Raw genomic sequence first — 24,999 nt, 5'->3', positions numbered from 1 at the left:
GTACCGACACTCTGTGGAAGTCGATATGCCTAGGGCGTACTTGTCTTCTGAAACTTCCGCCTTGCTCCAACACTGCCCGCAGCCAACAACGTTCTGATCGACCGAGGTCACGCCCCGTTTCTTTCCTCCTTGCGCCATTCGCGGATCTCTTCGCGGCTCATCGGCTTGCAGTTGGACGCGGCGCGGACGGCCTCTTCAAAGTTGAGCGGCTGAAGCGACAATTTACCCGGCTTCTCGGCTGCCTTCTTCTCGCTGCCCTTCTTGGCGCGGCTTTCGGTCATGAATCCAGCATACCACGCCTTTCGCTCAGTTTTCCGCTGATGCTGGCTTCTGGTACATCAGGCGCTTGCCCGGAGTGCGCAGCAGAGCCGCTAGCGCCCGCTGGAAGTCATCCAGCTTGCGGTGGTTCCACCGGAAGTCGAACTCGGCCAGGTAGCGGTGAAGGTGCTTTCTGGAGACGTGATGAAACGCTCCGGCAATGCCACGCTTCAGCAGGGCAAAGTACGATTCGGCCGTATTGACGTGGACCTCTCCCCGTGCGTATTCGCCCGCGCTGTGGCGGACAGTGGAGTGAGCGGCGAACCCCCTGCCTGGCTTGATGTAAGAGCCCAGTTCATCGGTCATCAGGTGGGCGGATGGGTCGGCCAACTCTTCCAGGACAGAGCCTAGGGTATCGGTCGTGACGCGCTCCACGGTCTGCGACGTGGTTCGGCCATCGCGCTCAACCAGGGTCAGGACGATGGTCTTTCCCTTGGTGCCGCGTCCCCTGCCGTATTGCTTTCCCTTGCGCTTGCCGCCCACGTAGGTTTCGTCCGCTTCCACGATGCCGCGAAGCTTCTGGAAGGGGCCTTCCTCGGTCATGGCATGGCGGATGCGATGGAACAGGAACCATGCGGCCTCATAGCCGATGTCCAGCATTCGGTGGAGTTGGTGGGCCGACATGCCTTTCTTGGACGCGCAGATGAGATGGAAGGCCAGCAGCCACTTGTGCAGGGGAATGTGGGAGCGCTCGAAGATCGTGCCGACAGTCACGGTGTACTGCTTTCGGCATTCCTTTTTCTTGCACTTGTAGAGCCCCTGACGGCCAGGGCTCTTGGAGGTGGGACGCGGCTTGAGCTTATAGGCCCCGCCCTCGAATCCGCAATGCGGGCAGACAGGGCCGTCGGGCCACAGCAGGTCCTCTAGGAACGCGCGGGCGGCGTCCTCGTGATGGAAGATGGGATCGGTGATGGCTGCTTTCCTCATGACTCCACAAGTCTACAAAATGACCCGTGGTTTGTCAAGCAGATAATGGCGAAAATAATTGACACGGTGTAAAAAATTTTTTACATTAGGTCAGGTCTGGAGGTTGTATGTCGTTTCGTGAGAAGAGTGCTTGGATTTTCTTGGTTTCGATTCTGCTGGTGGCGGGGTTCTTTTTTCTTCATGTGCCGCTGACCCTGCAGCCTCGGTCCGACATGGGACTGGTGCGCGGGCTCTTCTATTGCTTAGCGGTGCTGGTGGTTATTGAAGTGGGGGCTCACCTGGTGGTGGTCCTGATGGCTCCCGAGGAGGCCAAGGCGCCCAAGGACGAGCGCGAGCGGCTGATCGATTACAAAGCCGTGCGGACAGCCCACTACGTCTACGTCATCGGCTCGCTGGGAGCGGTGGCGACGATTCACCATGGCGCCAACGCCATCGCCATCAGTTATCTGGTGCTGTTCGCCTTCGTGGTCGGCGAAGTGGTGAAAAACATCCTGCGCATCGTGGGACACAGGCGCGGGGTTTGACATGGGAAAGCTGCCGATCAGCAATCACATCCGCCGGCTGCGCTTTGAAAACGGCGAGATGACCCAGCGGCAGTTGGCCCAACAGGTGGACGTCACCCGCCAGACCATCAACGCCATCGAACTGGGCAAATACTCGCCCTCGCTGGAGGTGGCTTTTCGAATCGCCGCGGTCTTCGGCCTGCCGCTGGAAGAGGTCTTTGAATACCACGGCCAGGATAAGGAGCAAGAGTAATGAATCCCTTCGCATATGAGTTCGGTTACGGATGGGCTTGGAATTACGGACACCTGGCGGCCATCATCCCCTTCACGCTGCTGGCGCTGCTGGCCTGGAAGCTGGAATGGTCGCGCTGGCTGCGGGCCCTGGCCGTGGCGGGAGCCGCATGGGGTCTGGCGGGACTGCTGATCGTGCAGTTCGTGATGCGCATCAACCTGCCCATGCAATTGCCCACCCAGAGCTTCTTGGCCCGGGGAACGGGACAGGTGCTGGATGCCGGAGCCGGCTCGGGACGCTCTTCCCTGATGGTGCTGCTGGCGCGTCCTCACAGCCGGGTTGTGGCGCTTGATCTCTACGAGGGCTACTACGGCATCGCCGACAACACGCCGCAACGCCTGCTGGCCAACGCCGAGATCGCGGGAGCCAGAGAGCGCATTTCGGCACAAGCCGGCGACATGCGCGAGATGCCTTTCCCGGACGCCTCCTTCGATGCCGCCGTCAGCGCTTACGCCATCGACCACCTGAGCCGCGAGGGCGTCGAGAACTCGCTGTCGGAGGTCCGCCGCGTGCTGCGCTCAGAGGGTGAATTCCTCTTGATCGTGATCAATCCCGACATCTGGATCCGCATGGCCTACCCCTTCTTCGTCCACCACGGTTATTTCGGCGGACGAACCGACCACCAACGCTGGCGCTCCCACCTCATCGATGCCGGATTCCAAGTCACGGAAATGGGAACGACTCCCGGAAGCCTCTATTTTTTGGCCCACAAGCCGGCGGCTTCGGCTCCTCAGGGCCTGGCGTCGCGCCGTTAATTGTATCCCCTCTCGAAGACCCTGAGGGGCAGGCTTTAGCGGCCTGACCGCCAGATCGAGGAATGCCGGAGGCGTGATTGCGGGACGCTGAAAGTCGAGCAGCCTTCAACCCGAATGGCTGGGTTGCAGGTCTTCCCATCCTTCAGTAATATCGGCTCGCTCTGGCGAGCAGTCGCTCTCGCCCACCTCGATGAAGTTGCTAGCCTCCCTCGCGCCACCGGCATTGAGGGAAACTGGGGGGTCGATGCGTCTAAGTACCCAACCGACCCTTTTTCTTCGTCTCTGACAGGTCAGGCCTGAAATGAGGAGGTTTTCATGATTCGCTTATCCTCGCCCCTGGAAGACATACAACCCCATTACGAAGTAGTCGTGATCGGATCGGGATACGGTGGAGGCATCGCGGCCTCCAGGTTCGCGCGGGCCAAACGGCAGGTCTGCGTCCTGGAACGGGGCAAGGAACTGCAGCCGGGAGAGTATCCCGACACCGGCCCCGAGATGGCCGCCGAGACCCAAATCGACCTTCCCGACGCCCACCTCGGTTCACGCACCGGACTTTACGACGTGCGCGTCAACGACGACATCAACGTCTTCATGGGCTGCGGACTGGGAGGCACCTCGCTGGTCAACGCCAACGTCAGCCTGGAGGCGGTGCGCGAGGTATGGGAAGATCCCGTCTGGCCCCAGGGAGTGCGCGATGACATCGACACACGCATCGAGCAAGGCTACCGGCGGGCACGGGCCATGCTCAAGCCCCAAGCCTATCCCGGCGACGACCTCAAGAAACTCCAGGCCCTGCAAGATTCGGCTGAAGGCATGGGGGTGGGAGACCGCTTCTACCGCCCTCCCATCAACGTGACCTTCGAGGACGGCTTCAACCATGTCGGCGTGGAGCAGCAAGAGTGCGAACGCTGCGGCGACTGCATGTCGGGATGCAACTACTCGGCCAAGAACACCACCCTCATGAACTACCTCCCCGACGCTTTCAATCATGGCGCCAAGATCTTCTGCCAGGTCAGCGTCCGCCGCCTGGAACGGCGTGACGACGGCACCTGGGAAGTCCATTTTCAGCCGCTGGAAATCGGCCGCGAGGCTTTTCAGGCTCCTACCATGGCCATAACCGCCGACATCGTGGTGCTCGGCGCCGGATCACTGGGCAGCACCGAGATCCTGCTGCGTTCCAAAGCCGAAGGCCTGTCCCTTTCCGATCAAGTGGGCAAACGCTTCACCGGCAACGGGGACGCGCTGGGATTCGCCTACAACAACGATCAGCCCATCGACGCCGTCGGATTCGGCCACCGCGACCCGGCGGGGCGCGAGCACGTCGGACCGACCATCACCGGCATCATCGACCTCCGCAACAAAGACAAGCTGGAAGACGAGATCGTGATCGAGGAAGGATCGCTGGCGGGAGGAGTGGCCAACCTGCTGCCCGTGGGACTTTCGGCAGCGGCGGCCGTCTTCGGTAAAGACACTGATGCCGGCGACTTTTTCGCCGAGAAGCGGAGAGAGTGGGAAAGCGTCCTGCGGGGACCCTATCACGGCGCCACCCGCAATACCCAGGCCTTCCTGGTGATGGCCCACGACGACGGCATGGGCGAAATGCGCCTGGAAGACGACCGCCTGCGCATTCACTGGCCGGGTGTGGGCAGCCAGCCCATCTTCAAAACCATCAACGAGACGCTGCACGAAGCCACCCGTCCGCTGGGCGGCACCTATGTGCGCAATCCCACCTGGAGTCGCCTCTTCGGGCACGATCTCGTCACCGTGCACCCCCTGGGCGGCTGCGCCATGGCCGAGCGGGCCGAAGATGGAGTGGTCAACCACAAGGGACAGGTCTTCTCCTCCCCGGCGGGTCAGCAAGTTTACGACAACCTCTATGTCACCGACGGAGCGGTGGTCCCGCGCACGCTGGGAGTCAATCCGCTGCTCACCATCTCGGCCCTGGCCGAGCGGGCCTGTGCTGTGGCGGCCGCCGACCGGGGTTGGAACATCGACTACGAGTTCGGTCCCGTCGATCCCATCCCCCAGGCCCCGCCCAAGCAGGTGGGCATCCGCTTTACCGAAACCATGCGGGGCTTTTTCTCGGACAAGGTCACGGAGGAGGATTACCAGGCCGCTCACGACCAGGGCCTCCGGGACGGCTCGTCCTTTCAATTCATCCTCACCATCCTGATCGACGATCTCGACGGTTTCCTCGAGGATCCGGAACACGCCGCCCGCATGACCGGCAGCGTCATCGCCCCGGCGCTTTCCGAGCAGCCGCTGATCGTCACCGGGGGAGCCTTCAACCTGCTCTTCCTCGATCCCCAGGACGACCGGGACGTGCGCAAGATGCGCTACCGCATGAAGCTCACCGCAGAGGACGGGAGCAACTTCTGGTTCGAAGGGTTCAAGCGGGTTCAGGACGATCCGGGCGATGACATGTGGTACGACACCACCACCCTCTTCATCACCCTCCATGAGGGGGCGGACGCCGGTGCTCCCGTGCTGGGCCGGGGCATCCTCAAGATCCGCAACGAGGACTTCCAGCGCCAGATGACCACCTTGCAGGTGACCAACGCCTCCTCGGTTCAGCAACGCCTGGAAGCTACCGGGCGATTCGGAGCCTTCTTCGCCGGCGCCCTCTTCGACATCTACGGAGGCGTCTTCGCCCGCTCAACCGAGATGCTCGACGATGTGCCCCCGCGCAAGAGGCGTCCGCTGCGCATGAGCGCGCCTGAAATCCACTTCTTCCCCGCCGACGGGGACGGAGCCCGATTGCGCATGATCCGCTACCAGGGGGGTGAAAAAGGGCCCGTGCTGATCACTCCCGGATTCGGCACCTCGTCGAAGGCCTACACCATGGACACGGTGGAGACCAACCTGCCCGAGTACCTCTTCGCCAGCGGCTACGACATCTGGCTCTTCGACTACCGGGCCAGCCCCGACTTGGAGGCCGCTTCCACCCAGTTCTCGCTGGACGACATCGCCACCAAGGACTATCCCGCCGCCGTGCGGAAGGTGCTGGAAGCGACCGGCGCCGACGACATCCAGGTGATGGCCCACTGCGTGGGCTCGCTGACCTTCCTCATGTCGATGATGTCGGGACTCGAGGGCGTCCGCTCCGCGGTTTGTTCGGCTTTGGGCTTCTACCCGATCACCAACACCCTCAACGAGTTCAAGGCCGGGATCGGCCTGTCCTCCATCCTTACCCTGCTGGGGGTGAAGACCGTCACCACCGACTTCGACAAGGACAATTGGGAAGACAGGCTGGCCGACGATGTGCTCAAATTCGACCGTTCCTTCGAGCGCTGTCAGAGCGCCGTGTGCCGGCGCATCCAGACCATCTACGGCCCCGTCTACAAGCACAGCCAGCTCAACCTGGCCACCCACCAGGCACTTCACGAAGTATTCGGCGTGGCCAACCTCAAGTCGCTCAACCATCTCGCCGAGATGGTGCGTCGGCGCAAGATCGTCAACGAGAAGGGAAAAAACGTCTATCTGCCCCATGTCGACCGGCTGGCTATCCCGCTCACGCTGCTGCATGGGGCCGAAAACCAGCTCTTTCTGCCCGAAGGGACCATGGATACGCTGCGCACCCTGGCCAAGCACAACGATGCCGGCCTTTACAGCCGCATCATGCTGCCCAACTACGCCCACATGGACATGTTCGTGGGCCAGAACGCGGACCGCGACGTCTTCCCCTTCATCGCCGCCGAACTGGACCGTCACAATGCCTGACAACGATCAGAAGACCAAAGGACTTGGCGAACTGTTCGACTACCCGCTTCTCAGCGCCATGCGCCAGCGCCGCACCCGGCGTATCAGCCAGGGCACCTCGCTGGAGGCGGGAGAACTGAGTCACCACAGTCAAAACGACCCCAAGCCGCTGAGTCCGCTGGAAGAGGCGGTGCTGATCGTCTGCACCGGACTCACAGGCCCCATCATGCACGACGGCCCCTTGGTGATGCCCGACGGAGGAGAGGAACTGGGCACGCCCATGCTCAACGCCATAGGACGCACGGCCAGCAGCGCCGACAACGCCCAGGCCACCTCCTTCTTCATGATTAACGACGAGGGGATCTGGCTGCTGCGGCGTCCCAGCGACCGGCAGGCCCTCGATATGTTCGCCGAGCTGCCGCCCAAGTGGGAGGACTGGAAGGACGCCGACTGGCTGGCGGCAGCCGATGCAGTCAAGGTCAAAGTCCACGACGGACGCCTGGAGTTTCCGCGCCGCTTTCCCTACTACCTGGGCTGGAACAAGCAGATGTCCAACCGCCCCGGCACCACCGTCTTCCTGCCGGTGGTGGACTGTACCCGGGCGGTCATCAACATCATGCTCATCCTGCTTTCCGAGCCGGACGGGCAGCGCCCTCTCTTCCTCGACGACTGGAGCGCCTTCCGTCCCAAGGACGTGATGGGCGGGCTGGCCGCTCTGGCCTCCTTCCTGGGACTGCTGCCCACCGAGATCGCCTACCAGCCCGTGGGCGGACTGAAGTGGGCCCGGGACGACTTCCTCAACAACGAGATCAATATTCCGCTGGGACTGGGACACGCTTGGCGGGTCGACTACGAGGCCTACTTCCTGCTGCAAAACCTGATGCTGGTGGGCCAAGGCATCGGCCTGGGCGGATGGATTCACGCCGCCGTCCCCAGCCCCTACGTCTTTCAGCGCGACGAGCAGGCTGGGCTGCTGGGTCTCGGATTCCGCACTATGGAACCCGAGAAGAACTGGAAGACCTACCCTCCCCTGCCGGCCCCGCTGCCCAATCCCGTGGGCCTGGACGGACTGCTGGAAGGCGTCTGTCCGCCCTATGTCGACTCCATGGACGAAGCCGTCGACCGGGTACTGGAAGACAAGTACCAGAAGGTCATGTACGGCGACCAGGAAGTCTTCGCCGCGCCTTACAATCAGACCGGCCACGCCGAGGAATTCCTGCGCAACGCGGCCCGCTTCTCGCCCAAGGCGGTAGAATACGTCAAGGTCATCTGCAACTACATCTTCGACACCTACGGCCGCTTCCCGGCCCACGTCGACGCCTTCTTCACGCCCGGCATCTGGCTGCAGTTCCATCACCTGGAACTGGAGTACTACCAGAAATACTACAAGCCCTCCCAGTTCGAACGCCAAGCGCGCCACGCCCAGGCCTGGGACCAGCTGGAGGACTGACCATGCCTGAGCCCATCCACCTGCTGCCCGATCGAGGGAGAGCCAGCGAGAGCCGCTCGACTTGACCCATTTGTTTCCTGAGGGACTGGCGCTGCTGGGCCGCGCCACCGTCAGGGAACGCTTCCTGCTCTACTCCGCCCTCTGCTCCGCCCCGCGCAGGACCGGATAGAACTGCAGGAAGACGTTGTCCTTCTGGCCGTGCTCGTTGTGGCAGGACCAGCAGCCGGACTTGTCGAAGGCCCGCGAGACCGCCCTTCCGGTGCCGAAGTCGAAGTAGGCCCAACCCTCTTCGAAACGCTCGTGGTCTTTCAGGGCGATCTCTACAGCCATCAGGTCCTTGCTGTAGGAGCCGGCGCGGGCGATCGACTGGCGGCTGCCCTGAGAGTAGATGGCCAGGGCGAACATGGTCTTTTCGGCGAACTCGCCCGTGCGCTCGTAGTGTCGAAAAGCCGAGGGCTCCATCAAGACGTGATGAAAGGCCTGCTGCCCGGCCGCCCCCTGGCGATCGGAATATCCCAGCCCCAGCGAGGACCCCACAAGCACCCAGCGCCGCCAGTCCTGAGGAAAGCGCAGGCGTCCCTGCCCGTCGTACTGCACCGGACTCTCATCATCGCCGGCAGCGGAAGCACCGGGAGAAAGCGTTGAAACGGAACACCCCAGCCCCCCGCAAAGGAGGGCGCCACCCAGCGCCAGAAGCTTCAGTCGGCTCAACATGAGTCCCTCAATTCCCCTCAGGAGCGGGTCCCTGGCAACGCCCGCTCTTTTTTCAACATTACTGAATTAATAATTTGAGATCAAGTGGGGCTGATACAAAACGGCCCGGGAAGTCCCGAATCAACGGGGATCCCCGGGCCAGCTTGGTTGCAGGGCTTTGAGGCTCCGGCCTCATGAACAGATCAAGTAGGTCGACTCGCAGCACCAGGCGGGAACGACTCCCACGTGCGGATCAAAGCAGTAGCACAGGTCGTCGCAGGGGAAGCCCGGCTCAACCGCAGCGCAGAAGGGCACGGCCGAGGCCGTGCCTTCCGCCAAAGGAATCATGGCCAGACAAGTCACCAGAAGCAAGAGCGCCAGAAATGCCGCTCGCTGAATCCACCTTTTCGTCATTATTCAAAGTCCTCCCTGGTTGCGGCGGCGTCATTCCCATAAACGACGCCGTCCCGATTAGCTTGTATTTGCAAGAATGTTGACATGCTAGCGCAAGTCTCCCCGTTTTTCAAATTAACTGGTGTCAACAGCGGCCGGCCATCGCCAGCATCCTCGTTTACGTCGAGCCCTCGTCCTGCAGCCCCAGCGTGACGGCTTGCAAGCCGCTCTGCGCCCCTCTTCCCAGTACTGAGCACCCTCGTGATCGGCTCGCAGATGGGTTACCATGTGTTGATGGAAAACGTCCTCGAGCAAGTGCTGGAAGCCTGGCACACCAACAACCGCATCAACCTCTTTCTCATCGACAAGATCAGCGACGAGGGGATGAAGTGCACCCTCTCCCAGCACGGCGGACGCAACGTGGTGCGCCAGTTCACCCACGTTCACAACAACCGCGTCTGGCACCTGGAGAAGCGGGCCAAGGACTTGGCCAAGGGGCTTCACAAGTTCGATACTTATGACGAGCCCGACAAAGACACGCTCAAAAAGCACATGGAGGCTTCGGCCCAGGCCATCGAGACCTACTTCAGAGATGTGGTGGGCGGGGAAGCCAAGCGCGCCTGTTTCAAGAAGGGCCCGATTCCCTACCTCGGCTACTTCATTTCCCACGAGAGCCACCACCGCGGCAGCATCCTGCTGACCCTCAAGCAAAGCGGACACAAACTCAACCAAGCCGATTCCTATGCCATCTGGAATTGGGATCGGATTTAGGAGGAATGAGAACATGCCTCGTTACCTGATTGAAAGAGAAATCCCGGGAGCGGGCCGGATGGGGCCCGAAGACCTGCGCGGGGCCGCTCAGAAGTCGTGCAAAGTGCTGCGGATGCTGGGACCTGAGATCGAATGGGAACACAGCTATGTGACCGGCGACAAGATCTACTGCATCTACAGCGCGCCCAGTGAGGAACTCATCAAGAAGCACGCGGCAGAGAGCGGCTTTCCCGCCAACAAGATCGTGCCGGTGGAAGCCGTCATCGATCCCTCTACGGCTGGCTAGAGATTCTTGGCGGCTGAACGTGAGCGGCTGGGGAATCAATCTTGTCACGGTTTTGAGTGGCTTGATGCATGGAGTCCCTGTTGGCCTTTGCCTTCATCGCCGCAGGGATGCGCCTCCCACCAGCCTTGGAGCGGCCTGCTTTTTCCGAAGCATCGGAGTGGCGTGGGGTGGCCGGCGGACGCGCCTCAGCAGCCTGAGTGCAACTGGAAGAGCGAGTGGACTCATGGATGGTGGGAGGCGCATCCTTGCGGCGATTCTGAGGCAGGCCACCTTTCGCTGCTTGCAGCGGGCGCTCTCGCGGGCGCATTTAGGGACGAACAAGGTGCGCTCATTTTGCCCTGGAAGAGGGTGCTGAGCGCCGCAGGGATGCGCCTCGCGCCGGAGCCGGGCCGGTGTGGTGTCGGCTCAAGGGGCGTGGTATTCTGGCTGCCTCGACCACAGAGATCAATCCGGGGAGGTAGCAACCCTTGAGAAAAGCAGGCTTTTTCCTAGCAGTCGTTATTATCTTGACGGCCTTGGCCGCGGTTCCTGCGGCCTGGGCCCAGAACGGGTCCGACGAGGCCGAAATGGGCCTCGACCAGGGCAAGCTGAAGGCCCTCACGCCGCGGGCCATCGGACCGGCCGCCATGAGCGGACGCGTCACGGCCTTCGCCGTCGATCCGCGCAACAAGCAGCACATCTATGCCGGAACGGCTTCGGGAGGGCTGTGGCTCTCCACCAGCGCGGGCATCGATTGGGAACCCATCTGGGACGACCAGCCCGCGGCCTCCATCGGCGCCGTGGCCATCGATCCCCAGAACTCCGACGTCATCTGGGTTGCCACCGGCGAAGGCAATCCCCGCAACTCGCAGAACAGCGGCGTGGGACTCTTCAAGACCATCGACGGGGGCGAGAACTGGGAGTACGTGGGACTTGAAAACAGCCGCCACCTGCACCGGGTCATCGTCAACCCCCGCAACTCGGACGAAGTTTTCGTCTGCTCGGTCGGCCCCACCTGGAGCGACGGCGAAGAGCGGGGCGTCTTCAAGACCACGGACGGCGGCGAAAACTGGCTAAAGGTGCTCTACGTCGACCAGCGCACCGGCTGCGCCGACCTGGTCATGGACCCCTCCAATCCCAAGAAGCTGATCGCCGCCATGTGGGAGCACCGCCGGCGTCCCTGGGACTTCGTCTCGGGCGGCCCCGGCTCAGGACTCTACGTGACCCACGACGGCGGCAAGAACTGGGTCGAGCGCACTCATGAGGACGGCCTTCCCGAGGGCCACCTGGGACGCATGGGATTGGGCATCGCGGCCAGCGATCCCGACCGCGTCTACGCCTTGATCGAGTCCAAGAAGAACGCCTTTTACCGCTCCGACGACGGAGGCGCCAGCTTCCGCATGATGAGCGACTCGGGACAGATCGGGAACCGGCCCTTCTACTACTACGACATCCGCGTCAATCCCAAGGACGCCGACCACGTCATCAGCATCCACTCCAGCGTCACCCACAGCACCGACGGCGGACGCAATTGGAACAATTTCATCGGATTCGGCGAAGCCCACCCCGACCACCACGCCTTCTGGATCGATCCCGACGACCCCGACTTCATGATCGACGGCAACGACGGCGGCATCAGCATCACCCGCGACGGAGGCGACAAGTGGCGCTTCGTGGGCAACCTTCCAGTGGGCCAGTTCTACCACGTTAGGGTCGACATGGAGACGCCCTTCAACGTCTACGGAGGCATGCAGGACAACGGATCCTGGGTGGGTCCCTCCTCGGTCTGGCAAGGCGGATTCGGAGGCGGAGGCATCCGCAACTCGGAGTGGCAGATGATCAGCTTCGGAGACGGCTTCGACGTGGTCCCCGATCCCGAGAATTCCCGCTACGGATACTCCATGTCGCAGGGCGGCAACCTGGTGCGCTGGGACCGTCTGACCCGCGACAACAAGGGCATCCGTCCGCCTGATCCCGACGACCACCTGCTGCGTTTCAACTGGAACGCGGGGATCGCCATCGATCCTCACGACAACCGCACCATTTACTACGGCAGCCAGTACCTGCACAAGAGCAGCGACAAAGGCAACACCTGGGAGATGATCTCACCCGACCTGACCACCAACGATCCCGAGAAGCAAAAGCAGTTGGACAGCGGCGGACTCACTTACGACGTCACCGGCGCCGAGAACTTCACCACCATCATCGCCATCGCCCCATCGCCTGTGAAAGAAGGCGTGATCTGGGTGGGGACCGACGACGGCAACGTGCAGGTGACGCGCGACGGCGGCAAGAACTGGAGCAACGTGGCGGGCAACATCCCCGGGGTGGCGGTCGGCAGTTGGGTTCCCCACATCACGGCTTCCAAGTTCAAGGAAGGCGGAGCCTTTGTGGTCTTCGACGACCATCGCCGCGGCAACTGGGAACCCTACGCCTACTACACCGAAGACTACGGACAAAGCTGGACCCGCTTGGCCGACGGCGAAAAGGTGCGGGGATTCGTCTACGTGCTGGAGCAGGACAACCAGGTCGAGGACCTGCTCTTCCTGGGCACCGAATTCCACCTCTACTATTCGCTGGACGGAGGCGGCTCCTGGCACAAGTGGGAGCATGGATATCCCACGGTCCCCACCCAGGACCTGGTGGTGCATCCCCGTGATCCCGCCCTGGTGATCGGCACTTTCGGGCGCTCCATCTGGGTGGTGGACGACATTACGCCCCTGCGCCAGATAGCCGGCCAGGGAACCTCCATCCTGGACGAGCCCCTGCGCGTCTTTCCCATTCAAGACACCATTGCCGCCGCCTGGGGCGCTCCCGACGGAGAGCTGGTTTCGGCCGACGCCATGTTCAGCGGCGAGAACCGCCCCCGCGGAGCTCTCGTTTACTACGTGGTCAACAAACCTGAGGGGGAGGACGAGAAAGAGGACATGGAAGGCGACGACGTGGAAGACGGCGACGAGATGGAGGACGAGGAAGAGTCCCAGCCCGCTGCTCCGGCCCGCCCAGGCGGGCGAGGCGGCGGCTCCGATGAGGTCAAGGTCGAGATCCTGGACGCCGACGGCAACGTTATCCGCACCACCTTCGGGCCCGCCGAAGAAGGCCTCAACCGCATGGTTTGGGGACTGGAGCGCAAGGGCGTCCGCCTCCCGGGTCGCGGCCGCAGAGGCTTCGGCGGAGGCGGCGGGGGACGCAACCGCGAGCCGGGCGGACCCGAGGTGCTTCCGGGCACCTACACCGTGCGCATCAGCCATCAGGACCGGCAGGCCGAGCAGCGGGTCACGGTGCTGCCCGATCCGCGCGTCGACATCCCTCCTGAGGACATGGAAGCCAAGGACGAGATGATCCGCGAGCTGCTGGAGGTGGGCCAAAACATCGCCGACCAGCATGAGCGGCTGGAGGAAGCCGAAAAGACCAACGGACGCATCGCCGAACTGATCTCCAACCTCGACAACAAGGCTCATCGCGAGGCCTTGCAGAAGAAGTCCAAGGAGGTGGGCGACAAGCTCGGGGAGTTGAAGAAGATCTTCGTGCCCGAGGACGTCCAGGGCATCCGCCGGGATCCCGAGATGCTGCTGAGCCGCTACTTCAGGGCCTCTTCCTACGTCAACGCGTCCTGGGAGGCGCCCAACGACAACGCCCGCATCGCCATGCGTCAGCTCAAAGGCCGTGTCGCGGAGATGCAATCCCAGGTCGACGAGTTCTTTGACGGTCCCTGGGCCGAGTTCAAGAAGCTGGTGGAAGAGCGACGTCCGCCTCTCTTCCCCTCCGAGATGAAGGAAGGAGTGCGGCCCCGCAATTGATCCAGGCGGCCTGGATCAATGACCCTCCCTGGCCTTGCCTGCCCTGTGTAGCTTTAGCGAAGGAGGGGCCGAAGGAGGGCTTTGCCAGCCGGCGTGAACGAGAGTCTCAGCCCCCCGATCCGGGCGAGCCGCTACAATAACCGCCCATGAGCGAGCATCGCGCCTGGCAGCAGCCGGGTAAGACCCTGCAACTGGCGGACGGGCGCAAGCTCGGTTACCAGATCTTCGGCGACCCCCGGGGACGCCCGGTCTACTACTGCCACGGCTGGCCCGGCTCGCGACTGGAATGCGCCTTGCTGGCGACTAATGCCCGTCCCCTGGGACTGGCCATGGTGGCGTTGGACCGTCCCGGCATGGGACTCTCCGACTTCCAGCCCGGACGCAGGTTGACCGATTGGCCCGACGACGTCGAGCAGGTCGCCGACCTGCTGGGCCATGAGCGCTTCGGCCTGCTGGGAATCTCAGGAGGCGGCCCCTACGCCCTGGTCTGCGCCCGCGCTCTGGCTCCAAGATTGACCGGCACCTGCGTGGTCAGCGGAATGGGACCCGCCGACGCGCCCGGCGGACTGGCCGCCATGGGCTGGTGGCATCGACTGGCCATGCCCCTGGCCCGCCACGCCCCCTGGATCTCGCGTTCTCTCTTCGCCCTCTCGGCCTGGGCGGCTAGGCTGTGGCCCAGCGGAGTGCTGCTGGCGGCGCGAGCCGTCATGCCGGGACCCGACAAGACCGTCCTGCGGCGTCCCGATTTCGTGGAAATCATCGCCCCCCACGTGCGGGAGATCTTCCGCCAGGGCAGCCGGGGAGCAGCCCACGACGGGGAACTCTACCTGCACCCCTGGGGATTCGGGCTGGAGGAGGTCGAGACGCCCGTCAACCTCTGGCACGGGGAACTCGATCTCAGCGTCCCCGCCGCCTTCGGAAGGGCGGTGGCCCAGCGCCTGCCCGACTGCCGGACCTGCTTCTACCCCCACGAAGCCCACCTCTCGACCGTCACCAACCACGTCGAAGACATCCTGCAAACTGCCGCCCCAGGCCAATGCTAGAATTCCAGGTCAAATGATTCCCTTTCGCGACAGCGTCCCGGCCCGCCGCTATCCCGTCGTCACCATCGCCATCATCGTCGTCAATGTCCTGGTCTTCATCTACCAGTTGACGATGGGCTCGCCCCGCCAGATGCAGGCCTTCGTCTACACATTCGGCATGATCCCGGCCCGCCTGACTGCGGGCGAGATGTTCGCTCAATACGATCTCCCCAGTTTCGGCCTGACCATGGTGACCTCCATGTTTCTCCACGGAGGTCTGGCCCATCTCTTCGGCAACATGCTCTACATGTGGGTCTTCGCCGACAACGTCGAAGACCGCATGGGCGCCTGGCGCTTCGCCTTCTTCTATCTCATCTGCGGAGTGGGCGCCGGACTGGTGCACATCCTCTTCAATCCGGGCAGCACCGTCCCCACCATCGGAGCCAGCGGCGCCGTCTCGGGAGTCCTGGGCGCTTACCTGTTGCTCTACCCGAAGGCCCGCGTGCTGGTGCTGGTGCCTTTGCTGCTGATCTGGCCGGTCATCGAACTGCCCGCCATGCTGGTGCTGGGCATCTGGTTCCTGCTGCAACTGCTCAGCGGGACCTCGTCGCTGGGCGCCGAGCAGGTGGGGGGAGTGGCCTGGTGGGCTCACGTGGGCGGCTTCCTGATCGGCTTCCTGCTGGTCCACTTCTTCGACCAACGCGACAACCACAAGCACGAAGACTACTGGTACGCCCACTGGCAGGACCGGGACCGTTAGTCTCGCAAGCTTTCAAAGCTTTCATCGCCTGGCGCTCTTAGAACTCGATGGCCTGCGCGAAGCGGACGGCGGGGACCTGGCGTATCTGGTCGAGGACCTCCCTGCTCAGCGAATCGTCGACGTTGAGCACTCCGATGGCGTGAGCCTGGCGGGCGCCCCGCCCCAGCATGAAGGAGGCGATGTTGATGCCGGCGTTGCCCAGAATCGTCCCCACCTGACCCACCACGCCGGGCTTGTCGTCGTTGCGGATGAAGAGCAGGTGGTCGCCCAGAGGCGCCTCGATGTCAATGCCGTCGATGGAAACAAGGTGCAGATTGCCCTGGTGAAGAATGGCCCCCTCGATCCACTCGGTCTCTTCCACGTTGCGCAGTTGGATGCTGATCAGGTTGGAGTAGCTGCGGCTGCGCGAACTGACTGTTTCGATCACCTCGATGCCGCGCTCAGCCGCCCGGTCGCGGGCGTTGATGTCGTTGACGTCCTCGCTCAGACTGGGACGCAGCACGGCGTTGACGATGCGCGAAGTCACGGGCTTGGTGTTGAGCTTGGCCAGTTCGCCATAGTAGCGGACTCCGATCTCGCTGAAGCGGATGCCGCAGATGCGTCCGACGATGGCGCCCAGGCGTTCGGCCAGATCGAGGTAAGGACGCAGCTTCTCCATCTCCGCTGAAGACACCGAGGGGAAGTTGACGGCGTTGCGGATGATGTCGTGCAGCAGATAGTCGGTCACCTGCTGGGCGATGCCGTAGCCCACCTTGATCTGGGCCTCGCGGGTGGATCCGGCGATGTGGGGCGTAGCCACCACCTTGCCGGTGGCCATCAGGCGCGGGTCGGGGTTGGGCTCGTTGTTGAAGACGTCCAGCGCCGCGCCTGCCAGTCCGCCGGTTTTCAGGGCTTGCAGCAGATCCTCTTCGTTGATGAGGGGTCCGCGGGCGGCGTTGACCAAAAAGGCCGTCGGCTTCATCAGCCCCAGCGTCTCGACGTTGACCATCCCCCTGGTGTCGTCGTTGACGGGCAGGTGCAAGGATACGAAGTCAGACACCTGCAGAAGTTCGTTCAACTCGCGCAGCTCGATGCCTTGGTCGGCGGCGAACTGCTCGGAGATGAAGGGGTCGTAGGCCGTCACTTTCATTCCGAAGCTCCTGGCCAGTCGAGCCACCAGCACGCCGATCTTGCCCAATCCCACCACTCCCAGGGTCTTGCCGTGAAGCTCCTGCCCCATCAGTTCCGACTTCTTCCACTGGCCGGCCCTCATGCTGGAGTCGGCTGTGGGGATGTTGCGTGCCAGCGCCAGCATCAGCGCCAGGGTGTGCTCGGCCACCGAGGTGGAATTGCCTCCCGGCGTGTTCATGACCACCACGCCGCGGCGGGTGGCTTCCTTGAGGTCGATATTGTCGACGCCGGCTCCGGCGCGTCCTACCACTTTGAGGAGGGGCGCGGCGGCCAAGACCTCGGGAGTCACCTTGGTCTTGCTGCGGACCAGCAGCGCCGAGGCGTCCGCCACTTCTTGCAGCAATTCCTCCGGCGGCAGTCCGGGCCGGTTGACCACCTGGAACCCCTGCTGCTTCTCCAGAAACTCCACGCCCTCGTCGGACAGCTTGTCGGATATCAGTATTTTCATGATCTTTTTCCGGGCTCGCTGAAAGCGAGCGATTCGGCTAGCCCCCTCCTGCGCCAAGGCTTCGGAGGGCAGGCAGCGACTATGTTGAGAGTCAAGTCCGGGCTCCCTGAAGGGGAGCAATTCGCCAGCCCAGGGTGAAGCGGGCGGCCAGCGAAGCGCCGCAAGGGCGCAACCCTGGGTATGGAATAACAGGGGAACGAACCCTTCTGAAAGGGTGCGATAGCGCCACGGGAGATCGCCATGGCCGGTTCAAGCGAACTTGCAGGTCTCACGAAACACCCATGCGCTCACGCACGGTCGCTTCGACGGCGGCGCTGACGCCGGCTCCCGGCTCAAAGTCGGCGCCCATTTCCTTGAGGCACACCTCGATGGCGCCCAACACCGTGAATACGTCGAGCTGATCGAAATAGCCCAGGTGGGCGATGCGGATGATGTGTCCTTTGAGCGGACCCTGGCCTCCCGCCACCTTGAGTCCGAAGCGCTCGTGCAAACGCTTGGCCAGGTCGGCACCCGAGAAGCCTTCAGGCGGATAGGCCGCCGTGCAGGCGTAGGCAGGCGCCTGCGAAAGCAGCTCGAATCCCAGCCGCTTTAGGCCTTGGCGGGTGGCGCGGGCCATTTGGCCGGTTTCTTCGATCACCCTTTCCAGCCCGTACTCCAGGATGCTCTGAGTGGTGGCGTAGAGGGCGGCGGTCAGCGACACTGAAGAGGTGTAGGCGGTCTTGCCCTCGGCCTGCTTCTCGACCTCCTTGGGCAAATCGAAGTAGAAACGAGGCGCCTGGTTGGCCTTCATCTGCTGCAGAGCCCGAGGCGAGATGGACAAGAACGCCAGCCCAGGCGGCACGGCGAATGCCTTCTGGGAGCCGGACACTACGATATCGAGTCCCCACTCATCGGTTTCCAGCGGCTCGCAGGCTGCCGTGGTGATGCCGTCCACCACGCTGATCACCTTGGGAAACTCGCTTTGCAACATGGAGCCGATGGCGCGCAGGTCATGACTGGTCGCGGTGGAGGTTTCGCATCCCTGCAAAAGCAGCGCGTCGATCTCGGGATTGCTCTGGAGATGAGAGCGGATCTCATCCACCGAAGCCGCCTCGCCGTACTCTTTGCACAGCGCCCTGGCCGGTACCCCGAACTTCTCGCACAGTTCGAACCAGCGCTCCCCGAACTTGCCCGCCACCACCACCAGGGCGTGATTGTGGGCGTTGAGCAGGTTGTTGACCGCCGCCTCCATGGCCCCCGTCCCCGAGGCGGAGAGCATGACGAGATCGTTGCCGGTCTTGAAAATCTTCTTCAGGTTGGCCGCGGTCGCCTTGTGCAGCTCGGCGTACTCGGGCGTCCTGTGATGAATAATCGGCCGTCCCAAGGCTTCCTGCGCCTGCGGCGAAAGCGGCGTGGGACCCGGAGTAAAGAGTCGAATCTTCCTCATAACGGCATCATAGCAAAAAGACTACGATTACCTGGCAAGCCTTCAACTGCCTAGTCAGGAACGAGTTCGAAAGGGGGTTTGAAGCCCGGTCGACTCTGATGCGAAAAGTCGCTGACGCCGTCCCCTATATGCGCCAGCCAATGCGGAGACCCCGAGCATGGGACCAGGCGAAGGTATCTACCGGCCTCTGATCGTGGAGTCTCTCTCGGGCCATCCAACGACCCGATGGCCTCCACGGAATGCATCCCCTTATAGCCACCGCTATTGGTCAGGTGAGATTATTGGAACGGTTTGGCGACGATTTCTGCGATAGATTGTGAAGTCGCCGTCAAGCGTCAGCACAGCGCTCTCCCGATCCAACTCTGTCATTCGCACTAGGCACGCATCAGCAAGCGACATCGGAACGCTGGCAAACTTCTTCATCAAGGCACGAAGGGAATCAAGTTCGGCCGAGACTCGAAAATCGCTCCTCACTATGCCCCGCGACATGAGTTCCAAAACTGCATCGGATCCACCGCCAGTGTTCTGGAGGAGAAAGCAAGCTTCGGAGAGGACGGGGTCGCAGGTGAAGACTGGCGGTTCAATCGTATCCAGAATCTCTCTGGCCCATGCATGGTGCCGCTCGCGCCGGTTGAGCAACGCCACGAGCGGTCCCGTGTCCAAGATGACTGATGTCATTTTCCGTAGCCGGACATGTGCTTGCGATTGGTCGCCAGATCGCTATGGCCTTCGACAGACCCGACCAGATCAGCCGCAAGCGAAGTTACTGAGCGACGCTGTCCTTTGGCGAGCGATTCGAGCGCCTCGCGAATGACAGCCGACCGACTCGCCCCACGAGAACGAGCCAACTCATCGAGAGCGTGGTCCAACTCCTTAGTCAGCTTGAATGTCACGGTACGCATAGTCTCAGCCATAGTATTATCCTCGGTACAGAATGGTACTACGTTGGCCTGCGGACCTGCAATACCTTCGCCCCACGGCACCTTCTTGCACCTTCTCGAGTTGAATCTCAACAGCTCAGGCAGTTTTCCACCAGAGGCGGCCTTGGATTTTGCAGTGGAGGCGGTAGCGGCGGTGGGAGAGGGCGGGGTGATCGGGGTAGGCGTCCAGGGCGCGGTCGACGGTGCGCAGGGCGGAGTCCAGGTCCTTGCTCTGGTGTTCCAGGATCTTGGCGGCTTCTTCGTAGGCCTCGCGAGGCGGATGGGGATGGTTCATGAGGTACTCGCGCCACAGGTCGAGGGCGGCCTCGGGATGACCCAGGCGCTTTTTCAGGTAGGCCAGCTCGCGCAGCCAGGCCAGGGTGCGCGATGTGGAGTCGTGGACGGAAAGGGCCTTCTCGAGGATGCGGGCGGCGTTTTCGTAGGAGCCTCGGAGCTGATGGAGCCGAGCCGCCGAAAGAGGGTCGGCGAAGTTGTGGCGGACGGGGTCCTTGACCACCGAAGCGGCCAGCGAGAGCAGGGCCACCATGCTCACGATGTCGATGCGGTTGTGCTGAAACACGCTGGCCAAGGGACGGAAGTTGCCGGTGCGCAAGAAGTCGAAATAGGTCTGAGGAATGAGGTGCGAGGGAATGTCGTCCTGCCGCTGCAGGTCGAGCAGGTTGCGCTCCAGGGTCTGCAGGGCGCAGTTCTCGAAACACCCGCGCCAGAGGATGCGGCAAGGGTGAATCAGGTCGAGGTGGCGCAAGCCCGCGAAGGGGTCGGGGCGCCGCTGCAGGATGAAGCGGTTGGCCAAAAGGTTGAGATCGTAGCTCTTGCCGTTGAAAGAAACCAATTGGCGGAAAGGCCGTCCCCCATCGTCCATCAGCTCGGCCAGCCTGTCGAGGAAGACCCTTTCGGAAGCGTAGTCGGGCAGAAAGAGCTGAAAGAGACGAAATTCGTCGTGGCGGAAAAAGCCCACTCCGATCAAAAAGACGTAGGTTCCGGCGCCTCCCGCCAGGCCGGTGGTCTCGGTGTCGAAGAAGAGCAGGTCTTCAGGATCGAATTCGAACTCGCGGTCGTTGGCCAGCAGCCTGAGGGGCTCGCTTTGCAGGTCGAAGAAGCGCTTGAGCGCCAGCCGGCCCTGGCGGAAGCGGGCCGGGTAGCGTTTTTCAACCACCAGCACCCGGCCCTCCTGGTGCTCCTCCCATGTCCCCTTCAAGTAGCGCCCCATGGCCTCGGGATCGAGCCGGCTGCGCTTTTCTTGACTTGAGGTGCGGTCTTCGACCTTTTGCAGACGCCGGCGCAAAGCTCCGTTGCCATTCGATACCCCTTGGCCTGCCCCTTCAGAGAGGGCGGACGCCTGGTTGCCGTAGATCTGGTTGAGGCGGCTGCGCAAAGTCATGGCGCCGGCCGTCCTTGGGCGCCTACGGCCCGGGCCTGGGCGGGGATGCCGCGCAGCCGTCCCAGCACGGCCAAGGCGATGCGGCGGGTGTTCTTGCCCAGTTCGTCGACCGGCCCCACGCAGGAGGGGCAGCCTTCCTCGCATCCGCACTGCTCGATCAGCTCCTGCACCTGAGCCAGCAGGCGGTCATGGTTCTCGAAGAGCTTTTCGGCCAGCCCTACTCCGCCGGGAAACTTGTCGTAGATGAAGATGGTGGGATCAAAAGCGTCCAGGAAATGGGAGTCGACGTTGCGCGGCTCGCCCTGGGCCGAGTAGAAACCCAGGCCTTCCAGAGTGCTGCGGGCGAACCAACTGTTGCCGCGGTCGCCCACGCTGCGTCCCAGGTCGCGGACGTCGCACATCAGGATCACGGTGGCCAGATGATGCATGGCGTGGGCGATTCCGAGAAACCCGGTGATGATCTGGTCGCGGTTGAAGCCCAGGCCCTCGAAATGGCTCTCGGGAGCGGTGATCCAGTAGGAGGTCGTATGCAGTTCGTGCAGCGGCAGCTCGATCTTGCCGAAGCCAAGATTCTCGGCGGTGTAGAAGCGGATCTTCTTGAATCCGGGAAATTTCTGGGCGATGTGGACTTCGCCGTGGGCCACCTCGCATCCGCCTCTCTCGGCGGAATCGTCGTTGCGCAGGATGCGCAGGCCGGTGTAGGAGATGGCGTCGGTGTAGTAGTCGACTTCGACCTCGCGCACGTAGGCCTTGCGTCCGTCGTAGTCGAGATGCTCGACGTGGTACTGGAGTCCCTCGCACATATATATGGCGTCTTCGTGGATGAGTTCGGGAGCGCTGTCGAAGTCGACCTCGGCGATGGCCCGGTTGTTCTGGTCGAGGTTGAAGACGATGAAGTTCTCCTCGGCGATGTTGCGCAGGCTGACCGCGTTGGCGGGATAGGCCTCGTCGGTCCAATGCCAGGAATCTCCCGAGGGGTGCAGCGTCCCCTGCTCGGAGAGAAACTCCAGTATTTCTTCCAGGTCTTCGCCGCCGAACTGCTCGCCCCGTTGCAGGGGCAGCTCGAAGGCAGCGCACTTGATGTGGCTGACCAGGATCTGCAGGTTGTCGGGATGGATCAGTCCGTGCTCGGGCGAGCGTCCGAAGAAGTACTCGGCGTTCTGGACGATGAACTGGTCGATGGGCAGGTTGCGGGCCACCAGCACGGCCACCGAATGTCCGCTGCGCCGTCCGGCCCGTCCCATCTGCTGCCAGGTGGAGGCCACCGAGCCCGGATACCCGGCCAGCACCACGGCTTCCAGCGATCCGATGTCGATGCCCAGTTCCAGGGCGTTGGTGCTGACCACGCCCAGGATCTCTTTGTTGCGCAACTGGCGCTCGATCTCGCGCCGCGTCCTGGGCAGATAGCCGCCCCGATACCCGCGCACCTTTTGGGGATGAGCGGGATGCTTGTGAAAGGCATCCTGCAAGTATGAGAGCAAGACCTCGACATTGACCCGGCTGGAGGCGAAAACCAGCGTCTGAATCTTGTGCTTAAGGAACTGCTCGGCGAAGCGGCGGGCCGAGGAAAGCGCACTGCGCCGCAGCCCCAGGTCGGGGTTGACGATGGGCGGATTGTAGAAGATCAGGTCTTTTGAAGCTTGCGGCGCCCCGTTCTCGTCGATCAATTCCACCGGTTCTTCCAGCAGCTTCTCGGCCAGTTCCTTGGGGTTGGCGATGGTGGCCGAGGCGCAGATGAACTGGATCTCGGAGTTGTAGAAGCGGGCGATGCGCTTGAGGCGGCGGAAGACGTTGGCCACGTGAGAGCCGAAGATGCCGCGATAGCTGTGCAACTCGTCCACCACTACGAACTTGAGATTCTGAAAGAGCTGGATCCACTTGGGATGGTGGGGCAGCAAGGCGGTGTGCAGCATGTCGGGGTTGGTGAGGATGACCTGGGCCTTCTTGCGGATCTTGCGGCGCATGTCGGCCGGGGTGTCGCCGTCGTAGGTGTTGACTCCCAGGCGTTCTCCTCCCGAGGCGATCAACTGCTGCAGTTCGGCCATCTGGTCCTGGGCCAGAGCCTTGGTGGGAAACAGGTAGAGGGCCCGAGCTTGGGGATGGCGCAAGATGTGGGAAACAACCGGCAGGTTGTAGCAAAAAGTCTTGCCCGAAGCGGTGGGGGTGACCACCACGATGTTCTTGCCCTGCTGGACCGCCTCGAAGGCCTGAGCCTGATGGGAATAGAGCTTCTCGATTCCGCGGCGGCGCACGGCTTCAGCCAGCGAGTCGGGCAGGCTTGGGGGAATGTCCTGATAGCGCCCCGGCCGGGCCTCGATCTTGACCCACTCGGTGATCTCGCCGCGGCGCTGCAAGCGCTTGAAGCGGCCCAACGCCTTCTCCATCCGCTGGACGGCCAAGCTGGAGCCGCCGCGCCTGGCCAGCGCGGCAGCTCCCTGGCGCCGTTCCTCCAGACCCTCTTTTCCGCTTGGACGCATGTGTGTAAATCGCTCCTCGCCGGGCTTCTTTTCCCTCATTCGCCGGGATTTAACCTAGCACTCCTAGCTGACATGTCCAGAGACTGTTGGGCGGTCATCCAAGGCCGCTTCCGCCCCATTCGGGGCAGGCGTACGTTCCCGTCGACGGACTCTTTTTGGTAAGCTTAGAAACTATGGCGAAGACGGCTTTGGCCTGTACTGTGGGCTGGTTGGTGCCGGGTGGAGGTCACTTCTTGCTGGGCAAGTGGGGACGCGGCGCGCTCTTCTTGGGCGTGGTGCTCTTCCTCTTCCTGATGGGACTGCAGATGCATGGAGAACTGTTCGGCTGGGAAGCCGGCTTTTTCGGCTTCCTCAAGTTCTTCGCCGACGCCGCCATCGGAGTTCCCTACCTGCTGGGGCGGATGCTGGAATGGGGCGCGGGAGACATTCAGCAGTACAGCTACGAGTACGGCAACACCTATCTCTACACTGCGGGCCTGCTCAACATGCTGATTATCGTCGACGCCTTCGACATCGCCCAAGGGAGAAAGCCGTGAACCATTTCATCTCACTGCTTCTTCTTTCCCTCTGCATCGCCCTGGTCTTCGCCACCATCAGCAAGAACACCCAGAAGGAACGCGCGCGCTACTTCCTCCAGCTCATGGGCTACATGGTGTTGGGGTCTTTGGTGGCCTCCTGGGTGATGTCCTTCATTCCCTGGTAACCTCCGTGCGCTGAGCCCGATGCGCCTATTCGACCGCTTTCGACAGCATCTCCAAGAACACCCTTTCCGTCCGCCCTGGTACATGCGGGGCGGGCATTCGCAGACCTTGATCGGTTCCCAATTGCGGCGCCGCTTCCCGCCTCCTCATCCGCCCAGCCGGAGGGACGACCTCGAGATCGCGCCCGGAGTGGCGGTGCGGGTCACCCAGGTGCTGCAGGAAAAGCCCGCTCCCACCCTGATCGTCCTTCACGGCATGACGGGATCAGAGGATTCGGGCTACATGCAGGGACTCTCCCGCAAGGCCTGGAAGCAGGGTTGGGGCTGCCTGCTGCCCAATCTCTACAACGTCCACCCCGATCCGCCGCGTCCGGTGATCTTCGACGCCTCCTCCTCCCATCTGGTGGGAAAACTGCTGCGCTGCCTGGTGGAACGCCACTCTTTGCAGGAAGTCTACCTGGCGGGCGTCTCGCTGGGAGCCAACCTGCTGCTCAAGCTCCTGGGCGAATGGGCAGAACAGGCTCCCCCCTGGGCCCGCGCCGCCGCTGTGGTTTCACCTTTGACCGACCTGAGCCAGAGCTGGCAACTCATGGAACGGCCTGTCAACCGCATCTATCAGATCTATTTCGTGCGCCGCCTCAAGAACATCGCGCGCCAACGGGCGGGTTACTTCGACGGCCAGGTCGACTCGGAGAAGCTGGCCCGCATCCGCACCATCCGCGACTTCGACAACGTGTGTACTGCCGTGTTGGGGGGGTGGCGGGACGCCTTCGATTACTACCAGGATGCCTCCTCCTGCAAGGTTGCC

At 62.7% G+C, this 24,999-nt stretch carries 23 protein-coding genes; 13 read left to right on the top strand and 10 right to left on the bottom strand.

Annotated features, from left to right (window positions below; all coding sequences use genetic code 11):
- Nucleotides 1–107: 107 nt before the first annotated feature.
- Together VLU25_00115 and VLU25_00110 are read right to left on the bottom strand one after the other, a co-directional pair.
- Nucleotides 108–281 carry a hypothetical protein gene (locus VLU25_00115; GenBank protein HSR66316.1) on the bottom strand — a complete coding sequence of 58 codons (174 nt, stop codon included), beginning with the start codon at nucleotides 279–281 and terminating at the stop codon, nucleotides 108–110.
- Between the two features lie 25 nt (nucleotides 282–306).
- The gene (locus VLU25_00110; protein HSR66315.1) at nucleotides 307–1,245 is read right to left on the bottom strand and encodes an IS1595 family transposase; all 939 of its coding nucleotides are present in this window, start codon (nucleotides 1,243–1,245) and stop codon (nucleotides 307–309) included.
- Between the two features lie 140 nt (nucleotides 1,246–1,385).
- Here VLU25_00110 and VLU25_00105 point away from each other — a divergent pair, with 140 nt between their 5' ends.
- From VLU25_00105 to VLU25_00085, 5 genes are all read left to right on the top strand, one after another.
- Complete coding sequence (locus VLU25_00105) at nucleotides 1,386–1,769, top strand: hypothetical protein (GenBank protein HSR66314.1); 384 nt, start codon at nucleotides 1,386–1,388, stop codon at nucleotides 1,767–1,769.
- A 1-nt stretch (nucleotide 1,770) separates the two neighbouring features.
- Nucleotides 1,771–2,001 (top strand): helix-turn-helix transcriptional regulator, encoded by a 231-nt coding sequence (locus VLU25_00100; protein HSR66313.1) that lies wholly within the window; start codon nucleotides 1,771–1,773, stop codon nucleotides 1,999–2,001.
- Nucleotides 2,001–2,795, top strand: coding sequence for a class I SAM-dependent methyltransferase (locus VLU25_00095; GenBank protein HSR66312.1), 795 nt, complete (start codon nucleotides 2,001–2,003; stop codon nucleotides 2,793–2,795). Before VLU25_00100 ends, VLU25_00095 begins: the two co-directional genes overlap by 1 nt.
- A 315-nt stretch (nucleotides 2,796–3,110) precedes the next feature.
- On the top strand, nucleotides 3,111–6,515 hold the full coding sequence (locus VLU25_00090) for an alpha/beta fold hydrolase (GenBank protein HSR66311.1): 3,405 nt from the start codon (nucleotides 3,111–3,113) through the stop codon (nucleotides 6,513–6,515).
- The gene (locus VLU25_00085) at nucleotides 6,508–7,944 is read left to right on the top strand and encodes a hypothetical protein (GenBank protein HSR66310.1); all 1,437 of its coding nucleotides are present in this window, start codon (nucleotides 6,508–6,510) and stop codon (nucleotides 7,942–7,944) included. The genes VLU25_00090 and VLU25_00085 overlap by 8 nt, the downstream gene beginning before the upstream one ends.
- A gap of 129 nt (nucleotides 7,945–8,073) precedes the next feature.
- Here VLU25_00085 and VLU25_00080 read toward each other — a convergent pair whose 3' ends face one another.
- Nucleotides 8,074–8,658: a cytochrome P460 family protein gene (locus VLU25_00080; GenBank protein ID HSR66309.1), complete on the bottom strand. Its 585-nt coding sequence runs from the start codon at nucleotides 8,656–8,658 to the stop codon at nucleotides 8,074–8,076.
- Between the two features lie 171 nt (nucleotides 8,659–8,829).
- Complete coding sequence (locus tag VLU25_00075) at nucleotides 8,830–9,051, bottom strand: hypothetical protein (GenBank protein HSR66308.1); 222 nt, start codon at nucleotides 9,049–9,051, stop codon at nucleotides 8,830–8,832.
- 240 nt (nucleotides 9,052–9,291) lie between these two features.
- Here VLU25_00075 and VLU25_00070 point away from each other — a divergent pair, with 240 nt between their 5' ends.
- The 5 genes from VLU25_00070 to VLU25_00050 all read left to right on the top strand — a co-directional run bounded on the left by VLU25_00070 (nucleotide 9,292) and on the right by VLU25_00050 (nucleotide 15,648).
- Nucleotides 9,292–9,801, top strand: coding sequence for a DinB family protein (locus VLU25_00070; GenBank protein ID HSR66307.1), 510 nt, complete (start codon nucleotides 9,292–9,294; stop codon nucleotides 9,799–9,801).
- A 13-nt stretch (nucleotides 9,802–9,814) separates the two neighbouring features.
- On the top strand, nucleotides 9,815–10,087 hold the full coding sequence (locus tag VLU25_00065; GenBank protein HSR66306.1) for a DUF4242 domain-containing protein: 273 nt from the start codon (nucleotides 9,815–9,817) through the stop codon (nucleotides 10,085–10,087).
- Between the two features lie 506 nt (nucleotides 10,088–10,593).
- On the top strand, nucleotides 10,594–13,866 hold the full coding sequence (locus VLU25_00060) for a hypothetical protein (GenBank protein ID HSR66305.1): 3,273 nt from the start codon (nucleotides 10,594–10,596) through the stop codon (nucleotides 13,864–13,866).
- 146 nt (nucleotides 13,867–14,012) lie between these two features.
- Entirely contained in the window at nucleotides 14,013–14,909 is an 897-nt protein-coding gene (locus VLU25_00055) for an alpha/beta hydrolase (GenBank protein ID HSR66304.1), read from the top strand.
- Nucleotides 14,910–14,922: 13 nt separating this feature from the next.
- Nucleotides 14,923–15,648 carry a rhomboid family intramembrane serine protease gene (locus VLU25_00050; protein HSR66303.1) on the top strand — a complete coding sequence of 242 codons (726 nt, stop codon included), beginning with the start codon at nucleotides 14,923–14,925 and terminating at the stop codon, nucleotides 15,646–15,648.
- A gap of 37 nt (nucleotides 15,649–15,685) precedes the next feature.
- On the opposite strand, the gene serA is transcribed toward VLU25_00050, so the two are convergent.
- The 6 genes from serA to VLU25_00020 form a co-directional block, all read right to left on the bottom strand.
- Entirely contained in the window at nucleotides 15,686–17,266 is a 1,581-nt protein-coding gene (serA, locus tag VLU25_00045) for a phosphoglycerate dehydrogenase (protein ID HSR66302.1), read from the bottom strand.
- A 268-nt stretch (nucleotides 17,267–17,534) separates the two neighbouring features.
- Nucleotides 17,535–18,692: an alanine--glyoxylate aminotransferase family protein gene (locus VLU25_00040; protein HSR66301.1), complete on the bottom strand. Its 1,158-nt coding sequence runs from the start codon at nucleotides 18,690–18,692 to the stop codon at nucleotides 17,535–17,537.
- A 261-nt stretch (nucleotides 18,693–18,953) separates the two neighbouring features.
- Entirely contained in the window at nucleotides 18,954–19,370 is a 417-nt protein-coding gene (locus VLU25_00035) for a PIN domain-containing protein (protein ID HSR66300.1), read from the bottom strand.
- Nucleotides 19,367–19,606 carry a CopG family transcriptional regulator gene (locus VLU25_00030; protein ID HSR66299.1) on the bottom strand — a complete coding sequence of 80 codons (240 nt, stop codon included), beginning with the start codon at nucleotides 19,604–19,606 and terminating at the stop codon, nucleotides 19,367–19,369. The genes VLU25_00035 and VLU25_00030 overlap by 4 nt, the downstream gene beginning before the upstream one ends.
- A 103-nt stretch (nucleotides 19,607–19,709) precedes the next feature.
- On the bottom strand, nucleotides 19,710–21,014 hold the full coding sequence (locus VLU25_00025; GenBank protein HSR66298.1) for a ribonuclease H-like domain-containing protein: 1,305 nt from the start codon (nucleotides 21,012–21,014) through the stop codon (nucleotides 19,710–19,712).
- Complete coding sequence (locus VLU25_00020) at nucleotides 21,011–23,491, bottom strand: DEAD/DEAH box helicase (GenBank protein ID HSR66297.1); 2,481 nt, start codon at nucleotides 23,489–23,491, stop codon at nucleotides 21,011–21,013. The genes VLU25_00025 and VLU25_00020 overlap by 4 nt, the downstream gene beginning before the upstream one ends.
- A gap of 173 nt (nucleotides 23,492–23,664) precedes the next feature.
- Here VLU25_00020 and VLU25_00015 point away from each other — a divergent pair, with 173 nt between their 5' ends.
- The 3 genes from VLU25_00015 to VLU25_00005 form a co-directional block, all read left to right on the top strand.
- The gene (locus VLU25_00015; protein HSR66296.1) at nucleotides 23,665–24,027 is read left to right on the top strand and encodes a DUF6677 family protein; all 363 of its coding nucleotides are present in this window, start codon (nucleotides 23,665–23,667) and stop codon (nucleotides 24,025–24,027) included.
- On the top strand, nucleotides 24,024–24,194 hold the full coding sequence (locus tag VLU25_00010) for a hypothetical protein (protein HSR66295.1): 171 nt from the start codon (nucleotides 24,024–24,026) through the stop codon (nucleotides 24,192–24,194). Before VLU25_00015 ends, VLU25_00010 begins: the two co-directional genes overlap by 4 nt.
- A 19-nt stretch (nucleotides 24,195–24,213) precedes the next feature.
- A partial coding sequence (locus tag VLU25_00005; protein ID HSR66294.1) for a hypothetical protein occupies nucleotides 24,214–24,999 on the top strand: 786 nt, incomplete at its 3' end.

The organism is Acidobacteriota bacterium (assembly GCA_035471785.1).
GTDB lineage: Bacteria > Acidobacteriota > UBA6911 > RPQK01 > DATIPO01 > JANQFM01.
Note: the sequence above shows the minus strand (reverse complement) of the source record. Positions and strands in the feature narration are given on the sequence as shown.